At 51.4% G+C, this 22,905-nt stretch carries 15 protein-coding genes; 4 read left to right on the top strand and 11 right to left on the bottom strand.

The genetic code is table 11. The annotated features are described in order from the left end of the window. Nucleotides 1-376 precede the first annotated feature (376 nt). The 9 genes from ACSHSR_RS04110 to hldE form a co-directional block, all read right to left on the bottom strand. Nucleotides 377-1,483, bottom strand: coding sequence for an SEL1-like repeat protein (locus ACSHSR_RS04110; RefSeq protein WP_219018014.1), 1,107 nt, complete (start codon nucleotides 1,481-1,483; stop codon nucleotides 377-379). Between the two features lie 478 nt (nucleotides 1,484-1,961). Further along, nucleotides 1,962-3,083, bottom strand: coding sequence for an SEL1-like repeat protein (locus ACSHSR_RS04105; RefSeq protein WP_219018015.1), 1,122 nt, complete (start codon nucleotides 3,081-3,083; stop codon nucleotides 1,962-1,964). Continuing rightward, entirely contained in the window at nucleotides 3,080-7,027 is a 3,948-nt protein-coding gene (locus ACSHSR_RS04100; RefSeq protein WP_274626147.1) for a hypothetical protein, read from the bottom strand. The genes ACSHSR_RS04105 and ACSHSR_RS04100 overlap by 4 nt, the downstream gene beginning before the upstream one ends. 4 nt (nucleotides 7,028-7,031) lie before the next feature. Beyond that, nucleotides 7,032-7,559 (bottom strand): DUF4123 domain-containing protein, encoded by a 528-nt coding sequence (locus ACSHSR_RS04095; protein ID WP_274626146.1) that lies wholly within the window; start codon nucleotides 7,557-7,559, stop codon nucleotides 7,032-7,034. A gap of 6 nt (nucleotides 7,560-7,565) precedes the next feature. After that, nucleotides 7,566-9,647, bottom strand: a complete 2,082-nt coding sequence (locus ACSHSR_RS04090) for a type VI secretion system Vgr family protein (protein ID WP_479631283.1) — start codon at nucleotides 9,645-9,647, stop codon at nucleotides 7,566-7,568. A gap of 313 nt (nucleotides 9,648-9,960) precedes the next feature. Continuing rightward, a complete protein-coding gene (locus tag ACSHSR_RS04085) occupies nucleotides 9,961-10,479 on the bottom strand; it encodes an Hcp family type VI secretion system effector (RefSeq protein WP_025890191.1) in 519 nt (172 codons plus the stop codon). A 372-nt stretch (nucleotides 10,480-10,851) separates the two neighbouring features. Next, nucleotides 10,852-11,331: a TetR family transcriptional regulator gene (locus ACSHSR_RS04080; RefSeq protein ID WP_025010373.1), complete on the bottom strand. Its 480-nt coding sequence runs from the start codon at nucleotides 11,329-11,331 to the stop codon at nucleotides 10,852-10,854. Nucleotides 11,332-11,487: 156 nt separating this feature from the next. Beyond that, a complete protein-coding gene (locus ACSHSR_RS04075; RefSeq protein WP_479631282.1) occupies nucleotides 11,488-12,285 on the bottom strand; it encodes a hypothetical protein in 798 nt (265 codons plus the stop codon). A 29-nt stretch (nucleotides 12,286-12,314) separates the two neighbouring features. Then, complete coding sequence (hldE, locus tag ACSHSR_RS04070) at nucleotides 12,315-13,745, bottom strand: bifunctional D-glycero-beta-D-manno-heptose-7-phosphate kinase/D-glycero-beta-D-manno-heptose 1-phosphate adenylyltransferase HldE (protein WP_479631281.1); 1,431 nt, start codon at nucleotides 13,743-13,745, stop codon at nucleotides 12,315-12,317. 105 nt (nucleotides 13,746-13,850) lie between these two features. Between hldE and ACSHSR_RS04065 the strand changes: the two genes are divergently transcribed. Beyond that, nucleotides 13,851-14,774, top strand: coding sequence for an LpxL/LpxP family Kdo(2)-lipid IV(A) lauroyl/palmitoleoyl acyltransferase (locus ACSHSR_RS04065; protein ID WP_045283114.1), 924 nt, complete (start codon nucleotides 13,851-13,853; stop codon nucleotides 14,772-14,774). A 57-nt stretch (nucleotides 14,775-14,831) separates the two neighbouring features. Here ACSHSR_RS04065 and ACSHSR_RS04060 read toward each other — a convergent pair whose 3' ends face one another. Continuing rightward, the gene (locus ACSHSR_RS04060; RefSeq protein ID WP_025010370.1) at nucleotides 14,832-16,556 is read right to left on the bottom strand and encodes a potassium/proton antiporter; all 1,725 of its coding nucleotides are present in this window, start codon (nucleotides 16,554-16,556) and stop codon (nucleotides 14,832-14,834) included. A 514-nt stretch (nucleotides 16,557-17,070) separates the two neighbouring features. On the opposite strand from ACSHSR_RS04060, the gene ACSHSR_RS04055 reads away from it, so the two are divergent. The 3 genes from ACSHSR_RS04055 to ACSHSR_RS04045 all read left to right on the top strand — a co-directional run bounded on the left by ACSHSR_RS04055 (nucleotide 17,071) and on the right by ACSHSR_RS04045 (nucleotide 21,976). Then, nucleotides 17,071-19,344 (top strand): nitric-oxide reductase large subunit, encoded by a 2,274-nt coding sequence (locus ACSHSR_RS04055; protein ID WP_107005572.1) that lies wholly within the window; start codon nucleotides 17,071-17,073, stop codon nucleotides 19,342-19,344. A gap of 85 nt (nucleotides 19,345-19,429) precedes the next feature. Beyond that, the gene (gene norR / locus ACSHSR_RS04050; RefSeq protein WP_045283115.1) at nucleotides 19,430-20,950 is read left to right on the top strand and encodes a nitric oxide reductase transcriptional regulator NorR; all 1,521 of its coding nucleotides are present in this window, start codon (nucleotides 19,430-19,432) and stop codon (nucleotides 20,948-20,950) included. Nucleotides 20,951-21,061: 111 nt separating this feature from the next. Beyond that, nucleotides 21,062-21,976 (top strand): L,D-transpeptidase family protein, encoded by a 915-nt coding sequence (locus tag ACSHSR_RS04045; protein ID WP_025890079.1) that lies wholly within the window; start codon nucleotides 21,062-21,064, stop codon nucleotides 21,974-21,976. 68 nt (nucleotides 21,977-22,044) lie between these two features. On the opposite strand, the gene ACSHSR_RS04040 is transcribed toward ACSHSR_RS04045, so the two are convergent. Next, nucleotides 22,045-22,866: an N-acetyl-ornithine deacetylase gene (locus ACSHSR_RS04040; RefSeq protein ID WP_115389205.1), complete on the bottom strand. Its 822-nt coding sequence runs from the start codon at nucleotides 22,864-22,866 to the stop codon at nucleotides 22,045-22,047. Nucleotides 22,867-22,905 lie beyond the last annotated feature (39 nt).

Genomic DNA, 22,905 nt, shown 5'->3' with positions numbered 1-22,905 from the left:
CGAACATGGCCAAGTTTTCTGCCTCACTCACGGATTCTTGCAAAGTCCGGTATTTTTGGCTATCGGGAGCAACTATTTTACATCGACCATAGCCTACCCCCTTCCTACTTGAAGCTGCAGCGGTGTTGGCGACGTTCTATCACCCCAATCACATAGTGTATCTATGCTCATGGGGATTCACTCACTTGCCGCCTAGCTGCAGCTCCAATTAGTTTGGGGGTAACATCTCTGAGTCAGATAACAGCCATAGGCACTCTTACGACTGACATTTGCTTTGCCATTGAGGCCTGACCCTGGCTAATTCCATGAGTTGGTGATGCGAATAGCTAAGATCTCTGCTGAGATATAGTCTTGTATTGCCGCATCCATGCTCTTGCTAGTGATAGGCTTCTACATCGTAAATTGCATCGATATAAATAACCGGTGTTATTTCTGAGATGATTTTTTCGGCTTGTTCTTTAGCTTTGGATTCTTCTTTGCTTGTAAGTATGTACTTATTATCTTCCAAACGATATTTTATAAGCATTAAGAAACGATCTTCTCTAAAATAGTTTTTAGCAACATAAGCATATGGCAACAATGATTTCAGTTCATCTATATTTCCGGTAGAATCAAATGACCTCCGCCCTTCCACATAAATAGATACAATTGAGTTATACCCTAACATCAGTGCTTTCTCAGCATAAAACAATGATTCTTCCTTCCCCAAGTATTTACTGAATGATGCAGATAGCATATACATAGCTGGCGCAAAATTATCATTGGCCGCCATTTTGAGTAGAGTTACCACCTTGGCAGCATCGACTTCACTGAGTTCACCAGCCTCATAAGCCTGACCATATTTCAGCGCCAGCTTGACCATAGGGGCATAATACTTCTGCTTGGCCGCTTCAGCCGCCCTGTCGGCATCCATGGAGGCGGCATAACGACTCAGTACATCATCGGGGTTGGCTTGCAAGCGCTGCTGGAAAGCTTCCTGCGCCTTGTCGGCCCAGGCGTCGTCGCAGTATTTACCTAAATACCACTCACAGTTTTGCAGGGTTTCTCCCGCCGGTACCAAGCGCCGCATCGCATAGGGGTTTCCGGCCATAGCAGCATCATGGATCCATTTGTCTCCACCAGACAGAACACTGAGTCGTAAGACTGTCATGCCATACCATAACATGGCATCACTGTTGCCTGCCTCGGCCAGCGGCAAGAGTGCCTCTGCGGCCAAATCCTTTCTCAGCGACTGCAACTCATATAAACCTTTGAATAAAGGATCACCGGGTTTGACCAAGCTACTGGCATAGATATCCGGATTGGGCTGACTCTCGGCTGCCAAAGCCAGTAACTCGTCATTATCAATAATCGCAGCATGGGGGCAGGGTTGTGCACTCTGGCCGCCATATAGCCACAGCCCGAGCAGGCATATTAATAACACCAGTGTTGCAATGATTAATTTATGGGTTTTATTAATTTTTGATCTTTGAATCTGCACCATCAAAACAAGCCCTCTATTTTCTTTGTTCTGGAAGGGGAAGTAGGGTATCCAACTCAGTCAGGCTCCAAGTTCTTTGCTTGAACGTGCCATTCCGCCGGCGTTCGAACATGGCCAAGCTTTCTGCCTCACTCACGGATTCTTGCAGAGTCTGGTATTTGCAGCTATTGGGAGCAACTATTTTACATCGACCATAGCCTACCCCCTTCCTACTTGAAGCTGCAGCTGTGTTGGCGACGTTCAATCACCCCAATCACATAGTGTACCTATGCTCATGGGGATTCACTCACTTGCCGCCTAGCTGCAGCTCCAATTAGTTTGGGGGTAACATCTCTGAGTCAGATAACAGCCATAGACACTCTTACGACTGACCTTTGCTTTGCCATTGAGGCCTGACCCTGGCTAATTCCATGAGTTGGTGATGCGAATAGCTAAGATCTCTGCTGAGATATAGTCTTGTCTTGCCGCATCCATGCTCTTGCTAGTGATACGCTTCCACATCGTAAATTGCATCGATATAAATAACCGGCGTTATTTCTGAGATGATTTTTTCGGCTTGTTCTTTAGCTGCAGAAATTTCATCTTCAGTGAGTGGTGAATTCAATTCTCTTGCATGATACTGTATAAGCATTACATATGAATCATCCCTAAAGTAATCTTTAGAAACATATACATAAGGAAGGAGCAACAAAATATCTTCTCTCCCAATTACATTATCACCGTATCCTATATATGCTGCATAAATAGAACGAATAGCATTAGAATTGTATCCCAGTGCCAAGGCCCTCTTGGCGTAAACCAGTGCTTCATCCTGACCAATGTACTTTCTAAATGATGTGGATAACCTATACATAGCTGGCGCGAAGTTATCATTGGCCGCCATTTTGAGTAGAGTTACCACCTTGGCAGCATCGGCTTCACTGAGTTCACCAGCCTCATAAGCCTGACCATATTTCAGTGCCAGCTTGACCATAGGGGCATAATACTTCTGCTTGACCGCTTCAGCCGCCCTGTCGGCATCCATAGAGGCTGCATAGCGACTCAGTACATCATCAGGATTGGCTTGCAAGCGCTGCTGGAAAGCTTCCCGCGCCTTGTCCGCCCAGGCATCGTCGCAGTATTTACCTAAATACCACTCACAGTTTTGCAGGGTTTCTCCCGCCGGTACCAAGCGCCGCATCGCATAGGGGTTTCCTTGCTGAGCCGCTTTATTAATCCACTCTACAGCCGAGGCTGTACCGTATACACCGGCGCCCATATTGGTTAGCCCATACCATAACATCGCATCTGTATTTCCATCCTCGGCCATCTTACCGAAAACCTCAACGGCAATATCATCCTTACCCTCCTGCAACGCCTTTAAACCGGCAAACAAAGGATCGCCCGGCTTGACCAAACTACTGGCATAGATATCCGGATTGGGCTGACTCTCGGCCGCCAAGGCCAGTAACTCGTCATTATCAATAATCGCAGCATGGGGACTGGGTTGTGCACTCTGGCCGCCATATAGCCACAGCCCGAGCAAACATATCGATAACACCAGTGCTGCAATAATTAATTTATGGGTTTTATTAAATTTTGAACTTTGAGTTTGCACTATCAAAACAAGCCCTCTATTTTCTTTGTTCTGGAAGGGGGAAGCAGGGTATCCAACTCAGTCAGGCTCCAAGTTCTTTGCTTGAACGTGCCATTCCGTCGGCGTTCGAAAATGGCCAGGTTTTCTGCTTCACTCACGGATTCTTGCAGAATCTGATATTTTTGGCTATTTGGATTAATTATTTGGGCAGTGACCATGGCCTGTAATCCTTCTGAGGTCAGATAACAGCCATAGACACTCTCGCGGCGGACCTGTGGTTTGCCATCGCGACCAATCCCTGGCTCATCCCATTCGTTGGAATACCAAGTCATATGCTGACATAAGAAAAAGCTTAATGAATTGAACTTATTGAACGAAATAATTTGAGCAGAATCTTCTTCATAGTTAGCTTGAACTATAAATGAAGCCAATTTCAACCAGCTATCTAGCACTCTTTGCCAACGCCTGAGATAGGAGGCGGCCTCCTGGCCCTCCTTCACTCCCATTAACTCCAGCGCCTTGGTAAATTGGCGGCGGCGCAATACAACCTCCCTTGTATCGTCTCCCGGTTGCAGTTGCTGCATAATAAACAACAATGCTTCGACCTGAATGCCACTACTCTTGCCCCCAGGCATTGCAATCAAGGCATCAAAGAGCGGCGCCAAAGATTCTGGAGGTAGATTAAGCAACCAACTCTGCATTTTTTTCTGCTTGTCCACCTTCAAAATATTTTTAGCGATGATAGGCGCATAATCTTCCTGAGTCGACTTATGCAGCCAATCTGCGTAAACCCTTGGAGGGAATAGTAATATATCGGCCAGACTGAGCCCTGTGGCGATTGCCAAGGTCAATCTTTGGTTGAGTATATAAAAAAGCTTGGAGTCTTCATCGTCAAAGACGGCCAAGCGACTAAAGCCACTCTGCTTTAGCATGTTCAACAAACAGCCAACAAAAAGATCTGTACTGAAAGGGTCGATTGCAATATTCAAGCTGCCCTTTACCCCAGGGCCACAAACGACCTTGGCGCCGACGACCAAGAAGAAACAACCCGCGTCATAGCCCAAACGAAATGTCCCTTCAACACCAATACCTATCCCTGCAGCGCCGCCGGCAGTTATTGAACCGAGCTTTCGCCACTGATTGGTGTTTAATTGCTCCTTATATTGCTTCGTCTCTTTCGCTTCCTTCTCTTGCTTCTTATCAAGAACATCGGAAGACATTGGGGGTTTCCAATGAACTTCTCCTGTTACCGTGCCGCCGACCTCAGCACCGGCAAACAATTCAGCCGTGGCCCCAACTTGGGCGGCCCCTTCAAGATTAACCTTTTCCGGATTCCAAGCCTCTGTTTTTGAGCGATTATAGCCTGAGGGTCGAAATGCCGAGCCTCTAACGCCTATCTCTTTCTTATCTGAACTGGAACCTATGCTGATGTTTGTGGCCAAATTCAAACTGGCTGCTATAAGGCCGTATGTGGTTACCTGTAGCCAAAAACAAATTTCACCGGCTTGATACAGTTGCTTGACTTCACTACCTGAACCTGACTTGCGCGCAATATAGGGAAAATCAAGCTGTAACCCTTTCACTGGCATGGGGTTATAAGGCACATAAGCGTTCCCAGGAGCCTTGTTTCCCAAAGGAAACCAGGCACTGAAACCCAATTGTGCTCTGGCCAGATCCAGAGATAGATTAAGCGCAGTGTCTCCACTGAGTCTTTTGGCTACTTCAGAACCTTGGATAGCCAACCCCGGAGCCGTTAAAGAACTGGTTGCCGATGAGGTGAAACGCATAAGTTGGGCATCGGCGGAAACAGTATAGCCATCCATACTGGTGTTGGATTGGTAAGCCCAATCCTTGCCCAGTAAAGAATGCTCATTTTGAAAATGAATCAAGGACATATCAAGAGAAAGTTGTTTATTCTCAGAAATTTGATTCATAAACTTCTTGTATGCATCTTTAGGCAGTCGGACTTTTGTCTGTTTGACTGTCTCGGCCACATCCTTGGGAAATTGGTTCAGCTTAGGTTCTTTCTGCTGCGCTTCAGCCGCATTTAATTCGTCACGCTCCTCCTTGGATTCAACCGCTTTGGTTGAGGCTGATAAGGCCACCCGCTGAGAAATGTCTTTAACATGCCCCTTGCCTGAACTAACCAGGTGCTTTTCCGAGGATGCGGGTAGCAACCAAGATGGGGTTCTGAGGTAGAAAGGGGTACCTTCATCTCCTTCTGAGAGCAGATAACATTCAACAACCCTGAGATCATTGTTATCAGGCAGATTCATTATCATGCCCGGGTGCTTTACGGCAGGTCTCCAGTCTTCAAAATTCCAAAGCACTGAATAGGATTCCTTGTTGACTTTCTTACTGATATTGCTCACATCGCCCTTTTGAGCTCTGGAGTTTGCAAGCGTCTTCCAGTAATCCATTCGAACTTTACAGGCTTTCTTGATTAACAAAGGTTTTTCAAAGAAATCCGGAATGGATTCCAGTTTTATCTGCCGTAGGTCTTTAACTTGCTTCTCCCAAAAAGCATCCAGCTTAATATCCAGAGCTACCGTATCCCAATAGCCCCACTGAAAACCGCCACTCTCCATGAAAGCCTTGAGCCAGACATAGTCATCCGATTGCTCAAAATGCTTTTGTTTTCGATCCTTCTGTAACAGTTCAAAAAGAAGTTCTACCTGTTCATTATTCAGTTCATCATTACCCCAAAATGATGAACGCCGAACATTAATAACAGCATTATATTTTTTTGAATACTGCCTATATGAAGAAAACATTTCTTTATATAGATTATTATTATTCAACTCTTCTAATGTAAGACATTGTTCCTTGAGGACCATACCGGAAAGATTAAACATCAAAAGATTCCAGTAAAAACCATATTTCCTAGCATCATAGCCTAAAGAATCACTAAGGCTACTTAATTTAGACCAGGAAATTTCTGGCTCATTAAAAATATCATCATACTGAAAGAACTCTTCTCCCCAGAAATAGTTAAATGTTTTAGCAGCCTCACTATCACTTTGGGAAATTAATGACTTATACTCAAATCCCAAGGTGCGTTTCAGGCTGCTGACATAGAGACCTATATTCTTCTCTTTATCACTGGTAAAGTAATTTAAATTTTCATCATAAATAAACTTAGTGCCATCATCGGTTTCCCAACCATTGGCCTGTTTTTTGGCTTTATCTTCCAGCTTTTTGCATTCAGCCAACACATATTCTTTCAGTTCTAATTCAATTTTTTTTCTGGCCTCGCCCAAGACATATTGGGTATTCAAGCTATCCAAAGAGCCTGATGGGTAATGATTAGCCGCTCTTACGCGCAACTCAACCTCACTCTTGATAAAAGAATGTTTAGCCAGCAACTCAAAGCCTACGCTGCGGGCATAATCATCCAACTCATTAAGTTCAGCCTTTACCCAGAGTCCCAGCCCTTGGGTCCATTTGAGCAACCATAATGTTTTGTACCTTTCTTTATCTGCCGCATCAGAAAGAAATATCTCATACGGTAAATAGTCATAACGAGAGAGCAACCCAAGCTCATTGAGCTTTTGCAGCATCTTTTCATTAAAGTCGGGCGCATTGATATCCATGTCACTGAGCTGCAAATGCTGTCTTTCTTGCTTGAGTCTTTCTAACGCTTCAGAGGTCAGGGCATACCAATAGCGCTTCCCATCCTTTGGATGATTTGGCACATAGAGTACGTCTTCATACTCCACATAGGCACCTTCACAGGTTGTAATTCCTTTTCCACAGGCCCCATCCTCTGGAGGCTTAACGGTAGGCAGATGCTTGTTGACGTCAATAGGTACGACTTCATACTTCCAACTGATGAATTTATTCTGCAGCTCCAGAGTATTCATGTTCGCCAATTCGGCATAATCCATTTTGTGATAGTCGGCCAACATTCTCAGGCATTCATCCTGGACGTTTTGGCAGGCCCTAAGTGCCAAGTTATCTTTATGATTCATTTCACTAAATCCATTTACTAAAAACGGCTGAATTAAAGCTATAGCTTTCAACGGCTTTGGGTGTGTGTTTCAGAGACCTGATTTCGCCCTGCTGTGAGGCCCACCAAAGCGCCGAGGCTGGCCCCAGAAGGGTGTCCCTGTCATCGGCATCCAGTTCAGAGTACAAGGGGTCCAGCGTTTGATTGCTGTAATATCTGAAGATGGTCTGGCGCCCCAGGATCCTGGGCTGTAACAGGGCCAGCAAGTGTTGTTTCAGTGTGTCGAACGCCCCAGCCTGGCTGCCAAAAATCACCGCCGAGCTGCGCCAGAGGGAGTCATTTTGCCATATGGGCAACAGGCTGCTGTCGTGGCGCAAACGAAAGATGACCGGGCTCTGTGGCATCAGGTAGGCAAATGGACTATTGATGAAGAGATCGGCCAATTCGGGAGCCGCTTCATGTTGATAAGCCAGCTGCATCACCTTGGGATAACGAATTTTGTCGGTCAGCATCCAATATTCGACACCGGCCAATTCAGGCAGTAACTCACTCATGGCCCATTACCCCTTGTGCTTCAAGCAGGGGCAATCTTCCAGAGGACAACTGCCATCGGTTTGCTTTTGGCACAAGCGAGCCACGGCGACATTGTTGTAGGAGAGCATTTCCATGCTGGCGGGAGCCAATTGTAGAGGTAAGGGATTAGGAAGCTCAGCAGCGGCCACTTCTCCCGGAAGCTCCGGCGCTTTACCGCCATAACCACTGCCTGATGCCGCGCCGCCGCCGGCATTAAGGTTGATCCCTGGGCCGGAAAGATGCACCCCGGCCGGGTCCACTTTGACAAAACTGCCACCGGCTTTGACCGTGATTTCAGAGGAAGACTCCAACACCACCTTTTGCCCCGCCTTGATATGAATTTCATCACCGGTTTCATTGACCCACACGGAGCCGGCTTTTAGATGTAAGCAGCCATCCACTATTAGGCTCTTATCACCCGTTACCTGCTGACGGGACTCGCCCAACACTGTCAGGTGGTCGTTGCCGCCGATGCGGCTGCGCCTTTCATTGTCCACATCCAGGTGGCTGTCGTGCTTGATATGCTCGTGTCTGTCATTCTCGGTCAGTAGGTTCAGGTCTTTCTGCGCGTGCAGGTAAATCTCCTCTTCCCCCGCTTCATCCTCAAACCTCAGCTCGTTGCTGCCCTCGCCCTTGTGGCTCTGGGTCTTCAGCACAGTGCGGGTCTTGTGGGCCGGCAGCGCGTAAGGCACCTGGTTCACCGCATGGAAGGCCCGGCCGGTGATGATGGGTTGGTCCGGGTCGCCGTCCAGAAACGACACTATCACTTCATGCCCTATCCGTGGCAGTGCCATAAAGCCATATTGACCACCGGCCCAGCCCTGGCTGACCCGTATCCAGCAACTGCCGTGCTCGTCACCCCTGGCATATCTGTCCCAGGGGAATTGCACCTTCACCCGGCCGTATTCGTCACAAAATATCTCTTCATCCTTCGGCCCCACCACGGTCGCTATCTGCGGCCCCGCCATCTGCGGTTTGGTCTTCGGCTCCGCCTGCCATTGCATGGAGGATGGCACCGCCACTATCTCGTTACTGTAAGTCGTGCCGCGGCTGCTGTTGTCCTCTTCCGCCGCATTGCCCTGCTCGCCGGTGTGGCTGACCCCCACTATCACCCATTCGCGATTAAGGCTCGCATCCGGGTGTTCGCTCAGGGCAAACTTCTGCCCGCTCAACGCCTGCAGTTGGTCACTCTTGAGCAGCAGCTGTTCGCTCTCCCGTCGCAGTCCCGCCAGGCGCACCTTGCTGAACAGTTTGCCGTCGGCATCGTCCTTGTAACGCCCCGGGTAGTCGAAGTGTTCATAGCCGCTCTGTTGCCAGTCTGCATCCTCTGTGCTCGGTTGCAAGAAGCTGTAGGCCGGTTTGCGGAAGCTGTAGTCCTTGAGGGTGGCCCCGCTCTCGGCACGGCGGTGGCGGTATTCGGCGCTGCGGACACTCGCCTGCTCGGCGAGTCCTCCCGCCAGGGCGTTGTAGGGGTAGCTGTGGGAGCTCAGGCTCAGTTTGTCCAGTGCATCGCACAGCACCAGGGTGTGTTTGTCGCTGCTGTGCTCGAAGTAGTAGAACAGTCCCGCTTCGCGGGTCAGGCGCTCGAAGAAGTCAAAGTCGCTCTCGCCATACTGCACGCAGTATTCCCGTTTGCGGCTTTCATGGCGCGGGTCACAGCGAAAGGCGTAATCGGTAATGCCCATTTCACCGAACAGTACCGCGATGATGTCGGTCAGGCTCTTTTCCTGGAAGATGCGGCTGTTGCGCCGCAGTTGCAGGCGGCTCAGGGCCGGCTCCAGTCTCAGCCGGTAGCGGGTCTGTCTGTGGCCGCTGTCGCCGCGGCCAAAGCGGCTTACTATGCCGTGCAATTCTCGCTGGCATTCGCCGTCCTGCCACCAACTCAGTACCCCGCTCTGGTCCACCAAGTCACTCGCCTTGATATCGTCCCGGCGACTCAGCAACTCAAGCTCAACCACATAAGGACTCGACAGCGATTCTTTCAGCTTGAACGACAGCACCGACAGGCTATCCTCTGCCAAACTGCCTGCCTTGAATCCAAAACGCATGCCGCTCCCTTGATGACTCATCTTCGCTGTCCTTATTGTCCCTGTCCTTTCGCGGTACTCTTGCTGCTCAGGCTTGTTACTTAAGCTACTGCCTGGCTTGCCTCAGCCCTGACCTTCTTTTGGGCTTGCTCGCTGTCGCCGAGTGCCGTTTTGCTCTTGGTTTAAATGCGATTGACTCGAATGTCTGTTGAATGTCCGTTTAGCCGAATTGCACCAAAAGCCATTGGCCTGCTCTCTGGCTCTCAATCAACTATTTACACTGTCAGTTGACGTCCCCGCCAGAAAACACCCCAATGGCAAACAGCCACCGCAAGGCGGTGGCTGACACACACTATCAGGCTTCGATGGGCTTGCGCCAGTCATCCGCACCTGAAGTACCGGCACTCACGTGGTCCCAGTCTATCTTGCGATAGGCCATTGACACCTCAACCAATTGAGTGAAATCCGCCTTGTTCGGGTCCTGGCAGTGTGGCATGTGGCAGTTGATGTCCACTATCGTCGCACCTTCAAGCTTGGTGGTGAAGAAGTGCTCCTGCTTGCCCTCGATAGAGGTGCGGTACCACTTCAGCTCAACCTTGTTCAGCTTCTCACCGGATGACAGCGAGTTGTACATCAAAGGCACCGCCTTGTTCAGCGCCACGGTGAACTTGAACGGCTTGTGCACCCGTTGACCCGAAGGCATACCTGACTGTGGGTCGGTCGGCACTGTCACCACATGGTTGAATTCCTGAACCAGCATCTCGTCTTCATGACCTTCCACAAAGATGTCGCCCACTGACTCGGCCGTAAACGCGCCTGCAGTGATGTTGCCCTGGGTTTGGCCTTCGATGGAGATATAACATGGTGTTGGCATGGTTAATTCCTTTTACTGTTGAATGAGTGATAAAACCTCATCACCCAATGCCAGAAGCATGCCAAATCGTAAGCCACTGTTTTACAACAACATCCAAACCCACTCCCACTCACCGGGCAATTTCTTGCCCGAACCCGGGCAATTTTTTGCTCGCCGGGCAACTTCTTGCCCGAAGAGAGTTGCCTGAAAGAGTTGCCCGAAAGGGATGCTCGAAAAGAGTGGCCCAAGGAATAAGCGGAAGTCGATTGGATTTTGTGTACCAATAACGCGTAATTCGATAAGAAAATGAATGGATAAAAAAACAGCAAGCCTTAGCTTGCTGTCTCAATTATCTCTACGAATCGCTTGAATGAGAGTCGCTTAAACGGAATTTCAAGCGGCGCAGGCGATACCGGGATCGGAAAGCAACATAACGGCGCTGCGTCCCAGGAGATCGTTGATCATCTGCTCGCCCTTTTCACCCAGCTCTATCTGGGCATTTTCCCTGGCCATGGCCACGGCGCGAAACAGGGTAATCTCAGGATTGTTGTGTCCACAGAGACTAAAGAAGAGTCTCAATACTGCCCTGTGCTCTGCTTGTTGCAGCGCCTGCATCCAGGATTTTTCGAGTGCTTCAACACTGGAAAAATCCAGAGCGGCCAAAAACAGCCGACCAATGCGCACATCCAACCTGGCAAGAAAATCGATTTTGCGCGGAAAATGGTGACTGATCCCCGTGCGGCTAATCCCCGTTGCTTCTGAAAGAGTTGTGTAAGACATAGCCTCAAAACCAATAGTTAAGATTTGTTTGAGAGCTTCGTCCATAATCTGATTGATAGTCAGCTCAGTCTGAGCCTTTGAACGCTTGGCCATTCTTGTCTGCCTCTTATCCCCGTTGTTTTTATTGCCAACGAGCTTATCAAAGGCATAGAGAGAATACTGCCAAAAAGAGGGGTGTTAACAGCGTTTTTCACTTTTGTTCAGCAAGGGTTCAGCTAGGACAGCTGAAAAAAAGCCTTATTTGTCACATTATTGCAACATTTTTTCTTTAACCAACCAACGATTGGCCATTTCAGTTCCCACCAACTGTTTCAGAGTGGGTTGCAGCACTTTGCCCAGTTGCTCACGACGCCAAAACATATAGCCAGGAAGGGTTTGCCGACCAGCCCGGTTAAAGAGATGCTGCAGCAAGCTGGAAAACTCTGCCACTTCACCTGGAGAATAATGGCGGATCTCTGGATAAAAACTGAGCACAAATGTAGCAAAATCAGCAAATTCCGCGATTTGCTTCAGATCATACTTATTTAACACTTGTATCAGATAAAGTGGACTCCAATGTGACAAATTGCCGATATCGGAAAATACTGCCAGGTTACGACGGTGGTATTGTTGCCACACAAGTTCCAGACTGTTCCATTCTTTAGCACAACGCCAAGCCAGATAGGTATCAGCCAACCACTCGTGGTCCAATTCAGACAACTCGGCAGGCAGAATGTTTCCCTGCAAGCGCTTTACTTCCAGATGCCCTAATTCATGCCACAGGGTTAGTTGCGGCTGATGCTGCAACAAGAGTTCATGGTTTTGGCCATTCCAGATAGCAGTTTGACTTTGTGGGAGATAGTGCGGCGCCCAGAGAACGATACCGGCAACGCTTTCATCTTCGACGGGCAGAGACATGGCGCCTCTCATTCCCAGTGCATCGAAGAAAGCCTTTTGAGACAGGGGCAGTTGTTGTTTGACTCTATCGGGGAGTTGTTGCAGACACAGTGACAGTTCCGATGGCGGGCATATCAAGGCTTGTTTTGGACCTACATCAGCCCAAAACAAGCTTCCCGATAGCAACACCGCCATCAACATCAGGGCTTGGCCATAATATTCTGAATAATGGCGGTAGTGGAGATACCATCTTCGAACCCCAGCACCTTGACACTGCCACCGGCGGCGATCACCTCTTCACCTCCGGCTATCTCCTCCACCCGGTAGTCGCCCCCCTTGACCAGGAGATCGGGCAGCAATCTAGAGATCACTCGCTGCGGTGTATCTTCACTGAAAGGCACCACCCAATCGACAGCGGCCAGCCCCGCCAGTACTGCCATTCGCCGCTCAAGACTATTGACCGGACGCCCATCGCCCTTGAGCCGTTTAACCGAAGCGTCATCATTGACCGCCACAATCAATCTATCGCCCAAGGCACGGGCTTCTTTGAGGTAACTGACGTGCCCGGCATGGAGTATGTCAAAGCAACCATTGGTCATCACCACCCGCTCACCTCTGAGCTTGGCTTGCTGCATGGCGTACAGCAGTTGATCTTCGCTGACCACACCAAAGCCTGATTCTCCCTGATGTTGAGCCAGGGCCTCGATGAGTTCAATGCGGCTGACTGTGGAAGTGCCCAGTTTGCCAACCACCACACCGGCGGCGGTATTGGCAATGGCACAGGCTTGCGGCAGGTCGCTGCCGGCCGCCAAAGCTGTGGCGAGTGCCGAGATCACAGTATCTCCGGCGCCGGTCACATCATAGACTTCCCGTGCCACTGTAGGGATATGCAGCTCATCCCCTTCGCTGGTGATCAGTGTCATACCCTTTTCAGAGCGGGTAACCAGAATCGCTCCCAGTTGATGCTTGCTAATCAAAGCCTGGGCCTTGGCCACCAGATCGGCCTCAGAGCTGACAGTACCCACCACAGCCTCAAACTCACTCATGTTGGGAGTAATTAAACTGGCACCGGCATAACGGCCGAAATCGCTGCCCTTGGGGTCCACCAAGACACTGATCCCCTTGGCTCTAGCCTTGGCGATAAAGGCCTGAGGCTCAAAGATGGCACCCTTGGCATAGTCAGACAGCACCAGCACCTTGCAATCGTCCAGTAGAGCTTCGCTCTGCGCCAATAGCGCCTGGCTCTGCTCCTGGGCAAAGGTCTCTTCGAAATCCAAGCGAATAAGCTGTTGGTTACGACTCAGTACCCGCAGTTTGGTGATTGTGGGTTTATCTTCAACCGTCAGCCACTTAGGCTCCACACCTAGAGTACTGACACCTGTATTCAGAGCCGATGCGGCTTCATCGACTCCGACAATACCGGCCAGTTGCACCGAGCCGCCCAGCGCCGCGATATTCAGCGCCACGTTGGCTGCTCCGCCGGGCCTATCCTCTATCTGATTGATACGTACCACAGGTACAGGCGCCTCGGGTGAAATACGGCCGGTTGGGCCAACCCAGTAACGGTCGAGCATCACATCACCAACCACCAGAACCTTGGCTTTTTCAAATGGGGGCAGAGTTACCTTCATAACGGACTTGTCTTATTAGGCAAAATAAACCCCGATTGTACCTAATTTTCACACTGAATTGGGTTAGAATATGCGGTAATTTTTCCTGTAAACGGGTTTATCGTTTTGGTAGAGAAAGCACAATTTTCCGCTCACTTGTATCACCCTAAATTCTGGTTGCTGTGGCTGGCTGTCGGTCTGGCCAGGCTGACCCTCCTACTGCCTCTCAAGTGGCAGATGAAGCTTGGCAGTGGCATAGGTCTGCTGGCAATGAAGCTGGCCGGAAGCCGGGTTAACACCGCCAAACGCAACCTGGAGTTGTGTTTTCCACAAATGAGTGAGGCCGAGCGAGAGACGCTGCTCAGACGTAATTTCCAGGAAACCGGCAAAGCGATTTTCGATACCATCAATGCCTGGTGGTGGAGCAACGACAAAGTGCAGAAGCACATGCAGATAAAGGGCCAGGAGCATGTGGAGCAGACACTGGCTGCCGGTCAGGGAGTTATTCTGTTTGCGGTTCACTGCTTGCCGCTGGAAATGGGTGCAAGAATATTTGGCCAATTTCAGCCCGGGGTTGGTGTGTACCGCCCCCACAACAACCCTGTAATGGAATATCTGCAGGTGAAGGGCCGTTTGCGTTCAAACAAGGCGCTGGTTCCCAAGCGGGATCTAAGGCAGATGGTGCGTTGCCTGCGTAACCCTGATGTCATTTGGTACACAGCAGATCAGGACTTTGGCCGCTCCAGCGCCATCTTTATCCCCTTCTTCGCCGTTCCCGATGCTGCCACCATCACCGGCGGCACCACTTTGGCCAAGCTGGGTAAAGCCAAAGTGCTGCCCTTCTTTGTTGAGCGCAACACCGACGATACGGGTTACAACATAGAGATCCAGGCGCCGCTGGATAACTTCCCCGGCGAAAATGAGGTGGAAGACGCCAAACGCGGTAACGGCATTGTCGAGCAGTTGATCAGCCGTAATCCGGCGCAGTACATGTGGCTGCACCGCAGGTTCAAGACCCGCCCCAATGAGAGTGATCCCTCGCTCTATTGAGAAAGTAGCCGTAAAAATGCCGACTCAAGGTCGGCATTTCTTCGTTCTTCGCTTTTTTCAGTCTTCAGAGGGCAATCTCAAACCAACCCGGCTGACTGTCCCTTCCTGCACCTCGGCGACTATCCAGTCCAGCCCTTGCCAGAGGAATTGATCCCCCACTACAGGGTGACTGCCGAGTTGCTGTAGCAGTAAGTCGGCAACCCGCATCTGCTCATATTCGGGTTCCAGCTGCATGCCGTAAATCGGTGCCATATCGGCCAGCATCACATCCACTGAAATAAAGAAGTCACCAAAGAAGCGGGGCGCCTCGCGTTTTTCTGGCGCCTCACTGAACAGCTGACTCAGAGGCTCCAAATCGTCCTCTTGCCCCAGCACACAAAGAATGTCATCGGCCATCAGCCTGGTACTCCCCGAAGGGTGCAACAGTTCGTTATTGCGAAATACGGCAGCAATCCGGGTTCCCGCCGGCATGGCAAGACGCCTCAGAGGCTCACCGATACACCATTTATTTTCACTGAGACGATAGACAAATATCTCCCATTCACTGGTGGGATAAATTTCCACCCCGGCGCGGGAAATAGGTGCCGGTTTGGGTGGCAACTCCACCTTGGCCAGCTGCGCCGCCTTGGACAAGGTACTGCCCTGCAGCAGCAAGGAAACCATCACCACGAAGAAGGCCAGGTTGAAGTAAAGCTGCGCTTGTGGCAGCCCCGCCATCATGGGAAATACCGCCAGAATAATGGGCACTGCGCCGCGCAGCCCGACCCAGGAGATAAACCATCTGTCTCTGTCATGGAAGCTGCGAAACGGTAGCAAACTGAGCCAAACCGCAATCGGCCGCGCCAGAAAGATCATCCCGAACGCCAGTGCCAAACCCGGTAAGGCGATATCTTTCAGATCCGATGGCGTCAGCAAGAGTCCCAGTACCAGGAACATGCCTATCTGACTGAGCCAGGTCATACCATCGAGCACGTTGAGAATCGAGTGTTTGCCACGGGTCGCCTTGTTACCGAGAAATAGACCCACCAGATAAATAGACAGAATACCACTGCCTCCCAGGGCATTGGAGATAGCGAAGATCATCAGTCCGCCACTCAGCACCAAAATGGAGTAGAGGCCTTCCGGCAATTGATTGCGATTGATAACCTGCCACAACAGCCAACCGCCGCCGACACCGAGGATCCCGCCCAGGCCAAACTGTTTGATAAAGCTCAGTGCCAAATAGCTGCCCGAGAGTTCATCGCCACTGCTGCCGAGAATGGCAATCAGAGTCACGGTCAAAAACACAGCCATGGGGTCGTTACAACCGGATTCGATTTCCAGTGTCGAACCGACACGCTCATTCACGTTTTTGCCTTTAAGCAGGCTAAATACCGCCGCGGCATCGGTCGAACCGACAATGGCTCCCACCAACATGCCCTGGAGTAAATTGAGATCGAATAACCAGGCAGCCAACAAACCTGTCAGCGTGGTGGTTAACGCCACCCCAAAAGTGGCCAATGACAAGGCCGGCCACAATGCCACCCTGAAACTGGCAACCCGGGTACGCATGCCACCATCGAGCAGAATAACCGCCAGAGCCAGGTTGCTGACCAAATAAGCAACTGAATAGTCATTGAATACTATGCCGCCTGGGCCATCTTCACCGGCAAAGATACCCACCGCCAGAAATACCACCAAAATAGGAATACCGAGTCGCGAAGACAATGGGCTGAGCAGCACGCTGACTGCAATAAGCAAGGCCCCGACAAGGAAAAAGCTGTTGATGATATCTGCGTTCAAATGACCCTCCAGTTGAAAATGCGGGGAAGCTAATAAAAGAGAAACCTGGCTCTAACGAGACTCCGGAAAACACGTGGGTTACAGACGGGATTATATCATTAATTCGGGTTATTTTTCAGTAGAAACAGTTGACTTATTTTTACTGCCAGCGAAAAAGACCAGTAAAAGAAGCCAGGTAAACCCTTAAAAAATGGAAAATTTACCTATAAAACATCAAATCTTGACCCAAAGAAACATAAACTCAAATTAATGAAAAAAACTTTATTTTTTCAAATAATTAAAGAATTTGAAATCCAAGAATTCTCGTCAAGATATCAGTTATGGCCTCTGGACAAACAACCAGTGTCATAATGACAGCTACCAATGTTAAAAAGACACTTTAAACACAATCAAGATGACACCATCAAAAACACACAAACAAGTAATGCACTGATTAAAAACAAGAATAAAAGTTGGCACGTTGGCTGCTCTATGTAGGAAAACCTATCAAATAGACTTTGTCAGAGGGATGCCAATGAGCAGACAAAAATTCACCCTGATCGCACTGTTACTTGTGTTGGTCGCTTCTTTCACTGTACTTCTCAGTATCGGCAGTGAAATCTATCGGGAAAAACCACCGATTGCCGATGTCTATAGCGACAGCCAGGGCCAAGTGGTTTTCAGCGACAAGGACATAGAACAAGGGCAGTTGGTTTGGCGCTCCATGGGCGGACATCAACTTGGCTCAGTCTGGGGCCATGGCGCCTATGTGGCTCCGGATTGGACCGCAGACTGGCTACACCGTGAGGCCGAAGCCTGGCTGGATATTCGAGCCAAGGAGACATACAACAAGCCTTTCAATAGCCTGGACAAGAGTGCTCAGGCCGCATTGGAGCAAGCTTTAAGGGACGATTTGCGCCATAACACTGTCACTACAGACGAGAGAGGTCACACCCGGGTGGTGCTTTCCGACACCCGTATCGCCGCCATGGCGCAAGTGAGTCAGCACTATCAATCTTTGTTTGGTGACGATCCCGCGCTGAATGAGCTTCGGGAAGCCTATGCGATGAAAACCAATACCATAGGTTCTGCCGAGCGCCGTCAACAGCTCAATGCCTTCCTGTTTTGGGGCGCTTGGGCCGCAGTGACCGAGCGCCCGGATGCCAATTACAGCTACACCAATAATTGGCCCTACGATCCACAACTGGGCAATACACCGACATCAGACAATATCGTCTGGTCGATTCTGAGCATAGTGACTCTGCTGGCCGGTATCGGTGCCCTGGTTTGGTATCATGCCGCCGGCAAACATGAAGCCCTGCCAGCTCCTGCCACTGAAGATCCCCTGTTCAGACACAAACCCACCCCTTCACAAAAGGCCACGGGTAAATACTTCATTACCGCTATCGGCCTATTTCTGCTGCAAATACTGCTCGGTGGCGTCACGGCGCACTATGCGGTTGAGGGCCAGGAGTTTTACGGTATTCCCTTGAGTGAGATCCTGCCTTATTCAGTGACCCGCACCTGGCATACTCAACTGGCAGTATTCTGGATAGCGACGGCCTGGCTCGGTACCGGGCTCTATATCGCACCGGCGCTTTCCGGCCACGAGCCCAAATATCAACGCTTCGGTGTCAACCTATTGTGGGTCGCTCTGCTGGTAGTGGTGCTGGGCTCCATGGCCGGTGAATGGCTGGGGGTACAACAATACTTCTCACTGGACAACAACTTCCTCTTCGGTCACCAGGGATATGAATACATAGATCTCGGCCGGGTTTGGCAATTGCTGCTGTTGGCCGGATTGATGATCTGGCTGGCGCTGGTGAGCCGCGCTATGTTGCCCGCCCTGAAACAGGAATCTGAGCTAAAGCCTGTGCTCTGGGTACTCTACGCCTCTTGTGTTGCTATCGGCCTCTTCTATGGTGCCGGGCTGTTTATGGGTAAACACACTAACCTTGCCATCGCCGAATATTGGCGTTGGTGGGTAGTACATCTGTGGGTTGAAGGCTTCTTTGAAACCTTTGCCACCTCGGTTATCGCCCTGATGTTTGTGCGTCTTGGCCTTATCCGTGCCCGCAGTGCCAATGGTGCGGTACTCTTCTCTACCCTGATCTTCCTGACCGGAGGCCTGATAGGCACACTGCATCACCTCTATTTCACCGGCACCCCCACTTCGGTCATCGCCTGGGGCGCTATCTTCTCGGCGCTGGAAGTGGTGCCTCTGGCCCTTATCGGTTTTGAAGCGGTGGAAAGCTATCGCCTGCGCCGGGCCGCTCCCTGGATGCAACGCTATCACTGGGCCATCATGTTCTTTGTTGCCACCGCTTTCTGGAATCTGGTGGGCGCCGGTGTACTGGGCTTCCTGATCAATCCACCGATTGCCCTCTATTACATTCAAGGGCTGAATACCACTGCCACCCACGCCCACGGCGCCTTTATGGGAGTCTACGGCATGTTGGGGATAGGCCTGATGTTGTTCTGCCTGTCAGGACTTGCCGGTAAACTGCGCTGGGAAGACAAGTGGCTCAAGGGGGCATTCTGGAGCCTGAATCTGGGACTGGCCGCCATGCTGTTCCTGTCATTGCTGCCGGTGGGCATAGTGCAGTTCTTTGCCGTGCTGGATCATGGCTACTGGTTTGCCCGCTCGGCAGAGGTGATCCACAGCCCGCTGGTAGAACGCCTGGTATGGATGCGGATGTTCGGTGACATCATCTTCTCCGTCGGCGGTTTATTGCTGGGCGCCTTCCTGCTGGGATTGTTGCGACAGGCGGTCAAGGCCAAACGCTTGGCCATTGCTACCAGTCACTAGCCACTCACACTGAAAAATAATGTCAAAATGACATTCCACTGTCCCTGGGGTAGACTCACCCCAGGGATTTTATTCAGGTCAGCTTATGCCACTCAGCCATTCCGATCTCACCCGTATCGCGCTGGATATCACCTCAGGTTTGCCAAACAGCGACAGATTCAGCCGTCTGCTGGCGACGGTACGGGACAATCTCCATTGTGATGCCGCCGCTCTGCTGCGATTTCAGGGCAATAGCTTTATCCCACTGGCAATCGACGGCCTCAGGGCCGATGTACTCGGTCGCAGCTTCAACATCACAGAGCACCCGAGACTGGAGGCCATCGCCCGCGCCGGCGATCTGGTGCGCTTTCCGGCAGACAGCCAATTGCCGGATCCCTACGATGGCCTGATAGCCGCCCACACAGATAAGCTCAAGGTGCATGCCTGTATCGGCCTGCCGCTGCTGGACAAGGAACAACTGATAGGCGCCTTGACCATAGATGGTCTGGACCCTTGCCAGTTCGACGATTTCAGCGATGAAGAGTTGCGAAGCCTGAGCGCCATCGCCGCCGCCTCCCTCGGCAATGCCCTGCTGCTGGATAAGTTGGAAAGCCTGTCGCTACAGAGCCAGAGTCAACCGCTGCCGGAAACCGGCCACAGTGAACTTCTGGGGGAAAGCCCGCAGATGTTGGCGCTGAAGCGGGAAATTGCCGTGGTCGCTCCCAGCGACCTGAACGTGTTGATCCTCGGTGAAACCGGCACGGGTAAGGAGCTGGTTGCCAAGGCAGTACACGCCGCCTCGCCCAGAGGCAACAAGGCTCTGGTGTACCTCAACTGCGCCGCCCTGCCAGAGTCGGTCGCCGAGAGTGAACTCTTCGGTCATGTCAAAGGCGCCTTTACCGGCGCCATCAGCAATCGCGCCGGTAAGTTTGAATTGGCCGACAAGGGGACTTTGTTTCTCGACGAGATAGGCGAGCTCAGCCTACCGCTGCAGGCCAAGTTACTCAGGGTGCTGCAATACGGCGATCTGCAACGGGTTGGCGAAGATAGAAGCCTGACAGTGGATGTGCGGGTTATCGCCGCCACCAATAAGGATCTCAAAACCGAGGTGGTTGAAGGCCGCTTTCGCGCCGATCTCTACCACAGGCTGAGTGTTTTCCCGCTACTTGTGCCGCCACTGAGAGAAAGGGGCCGCGACATACTGCTGCTTGCCGGGCATTTTCTTGAACGTTGCCGCAGCAAGCTGGGGCTGGAGCGTCTGAGTCTGTCCGCCGAATCGGAAGCCTGGCTGCTGGCCAACGACTGGCCCGGCAACGTCAGGGAACTGGAGCACCTGTTGCACCGTGCCAGCGTGTTGGCGCGCGCCGCCAGTGACCATAACCAATGCCAGTTGCAACTGGGTGAGTTGCAGTCAAAGAGCCCCTCTCCAAGTGCGCTGCCGCGCCAGTTGGACACCACAGTGCCTGCAGAAGCCATCACGCTCAAGCAAGCTACAGCGGAGTTCCAAAGACAGCTGCTGCGCAGTGTGTTGGAACGGCACCAATACAACTGGGCCGCCAGTGCCCGCGAGTTGGGTGTCGACCCTGGCAACCTGCATCGACTGGCAAAACGCCTGCAACTGAAATAGTTTTTTTGCCGCAATCTGTTGAAATCTGCGCCGGAAAAGGTAAGGATGCCTGCTCGACTCTGATGCCTGAAACCATGGCGACTGACAGCGTTTAATGAAGAAAAATATCCTATGACAAGAATTCCCCGCCTCGCCCTGTTACTGGGCCTGTTGCTTCCCGCCTGCCTGTCGCAGGCCGTTGAATATCCTCTGCCGCCAGAGGGCAGCAGTATCGTCGGTGACAACCAGTATTATGTGGTGCCCGATGACAAGCGCACACTGGAGAGTGTTGCCGACGAATATCAACTGGGGCTGACCAACATGACCGAGGCCAACCCAGGGGTCGACCCTTTTCTTCCCAAGCCCCGCAGCACATTGCTGATCCCTCACAAGCTGATCCTGCCGGATGCCCCCCGTAAGGGGATAGTGATAAACGTGGCCGAAATGCGCCTCTACTACTATCCCAAAGACAGCAATACGGTACAGGTCTTACCCATAGGCATAGGCCAGATAGGTCGGGATACCCCGGAAAACTGGGTGACCAAGGTTTATCGCAAACGCGCCAACCCCACCTGGACCCCAACGGCCAGGATCCGCAAGGAATATGCCGCCAACGGTATCACCCTGCCCAAGGTCTGGCCCGCAGGCCCGGATAACCCCATGGGCTTGTATGCGCTTTATATCGGTAACCTGTATGCCATTCACGGCACCAATGCCAGCTTCGGTATAGGCCTGCGTGTCAGCCAGGGGTGTGTCCGCCTGCGTAATCAGGATATCGAGCATCTGTTCAATACTGTGCCCAACGGCACCCGGGTACAGTTTGTCAATCAGCCGATAAAGGCCAGCCTGGAGCCTGATGGCGGTCGCTATCTGGAAGTGCATCAGCCGCTGTCGCGCACCGAGGCCGAGTTTGAATCCACCGCACCTGTGGTATTGAAGATGACCCCGGCCATCAGCCGCTTTATCGCCCATGCCGACACCGATTCGACCGTGCTCAAACGCCTGTTGGATGACAGAAGCGGTATTCCGACCCGCCTCAATCCCTGAAAGCCTTTCAAAAGCAAGACCCCAGCCTAGGCTGGGGTCTTGCTTTTGAGCGGTATCGCTTTTGGCTGTTACCCCTTGATGGGAGCCAACTGCTGCTGCACAAAGGCGTGCATCACGGCGCTGTTGGCCAGAATTCGCTGATCCAGGTTCTGGGTTGCCGGTGTTTCACTGCAAACACCCACCTTGGCACCGGTGCGAACCAGCCAGGCCTCGAACGAAGTATCAAAGTGGTTGAAGATGACCCCGTCTTGCACCGGACAGCCATCGATATCACCATCGGCGGCAATATCAAAGAAACGCCCCAGAGTATCACGCAGCTGCAAACTGAACTGGCCGGGTGATTGTCTGGGCTCAAAAGAATAGATATAGGTGTGCTGCTGCAACACATCTTCATGACAGGTCAATATGCCTTCACGGCTGGCGCCCTGCAGCAGTTGGCCATATTCCAGTAGCAGCTTGCCTTCAACCGAAGGTGAACTGGCTTCGCCCTCTTTGGGCTGTAAAAACCCCCGGTTGGGGTTTTCACCGAACTTATTGAATCTGTGCCCCTTGGCAAAGCCAGTGGGGTTGACCAAAGGCAACAAGCTTAGATTAATTCGCTCGAAAATATCCTGTTGCAGTTCACTGAGGAAATGCAGCATCCCCCAAGGGCCGGCAGCCTCTTCACCGTGGAATCCGGCACTGATCAACACAGAGGGCAGCTCCGCCGTCGCTGAGGGCGACTGATACAGCTCCAGTGGATAATCACCTATTTCGCCCAGCTTCTTGCGCCCCAACTGCAGACGCTCAACTTCCTGTTGCAGTTGGGCATAGAAATGTTCGATATCCGTACTGTCGCAGGCAAAAATGTCTGAATGCCATTGAAAAGATGCGAAGGGGGAACGGCTCATAGTGCTTTTATGACTCAGATGAATGAAGGGCAAAGCTAT

The sequence above is a fragment of the Shewanella sp. VK101 genome, assembly GCF_056497865.1.
This window is presented reverse-complemented; position numbering and strand designations above follow the sequence as displayed.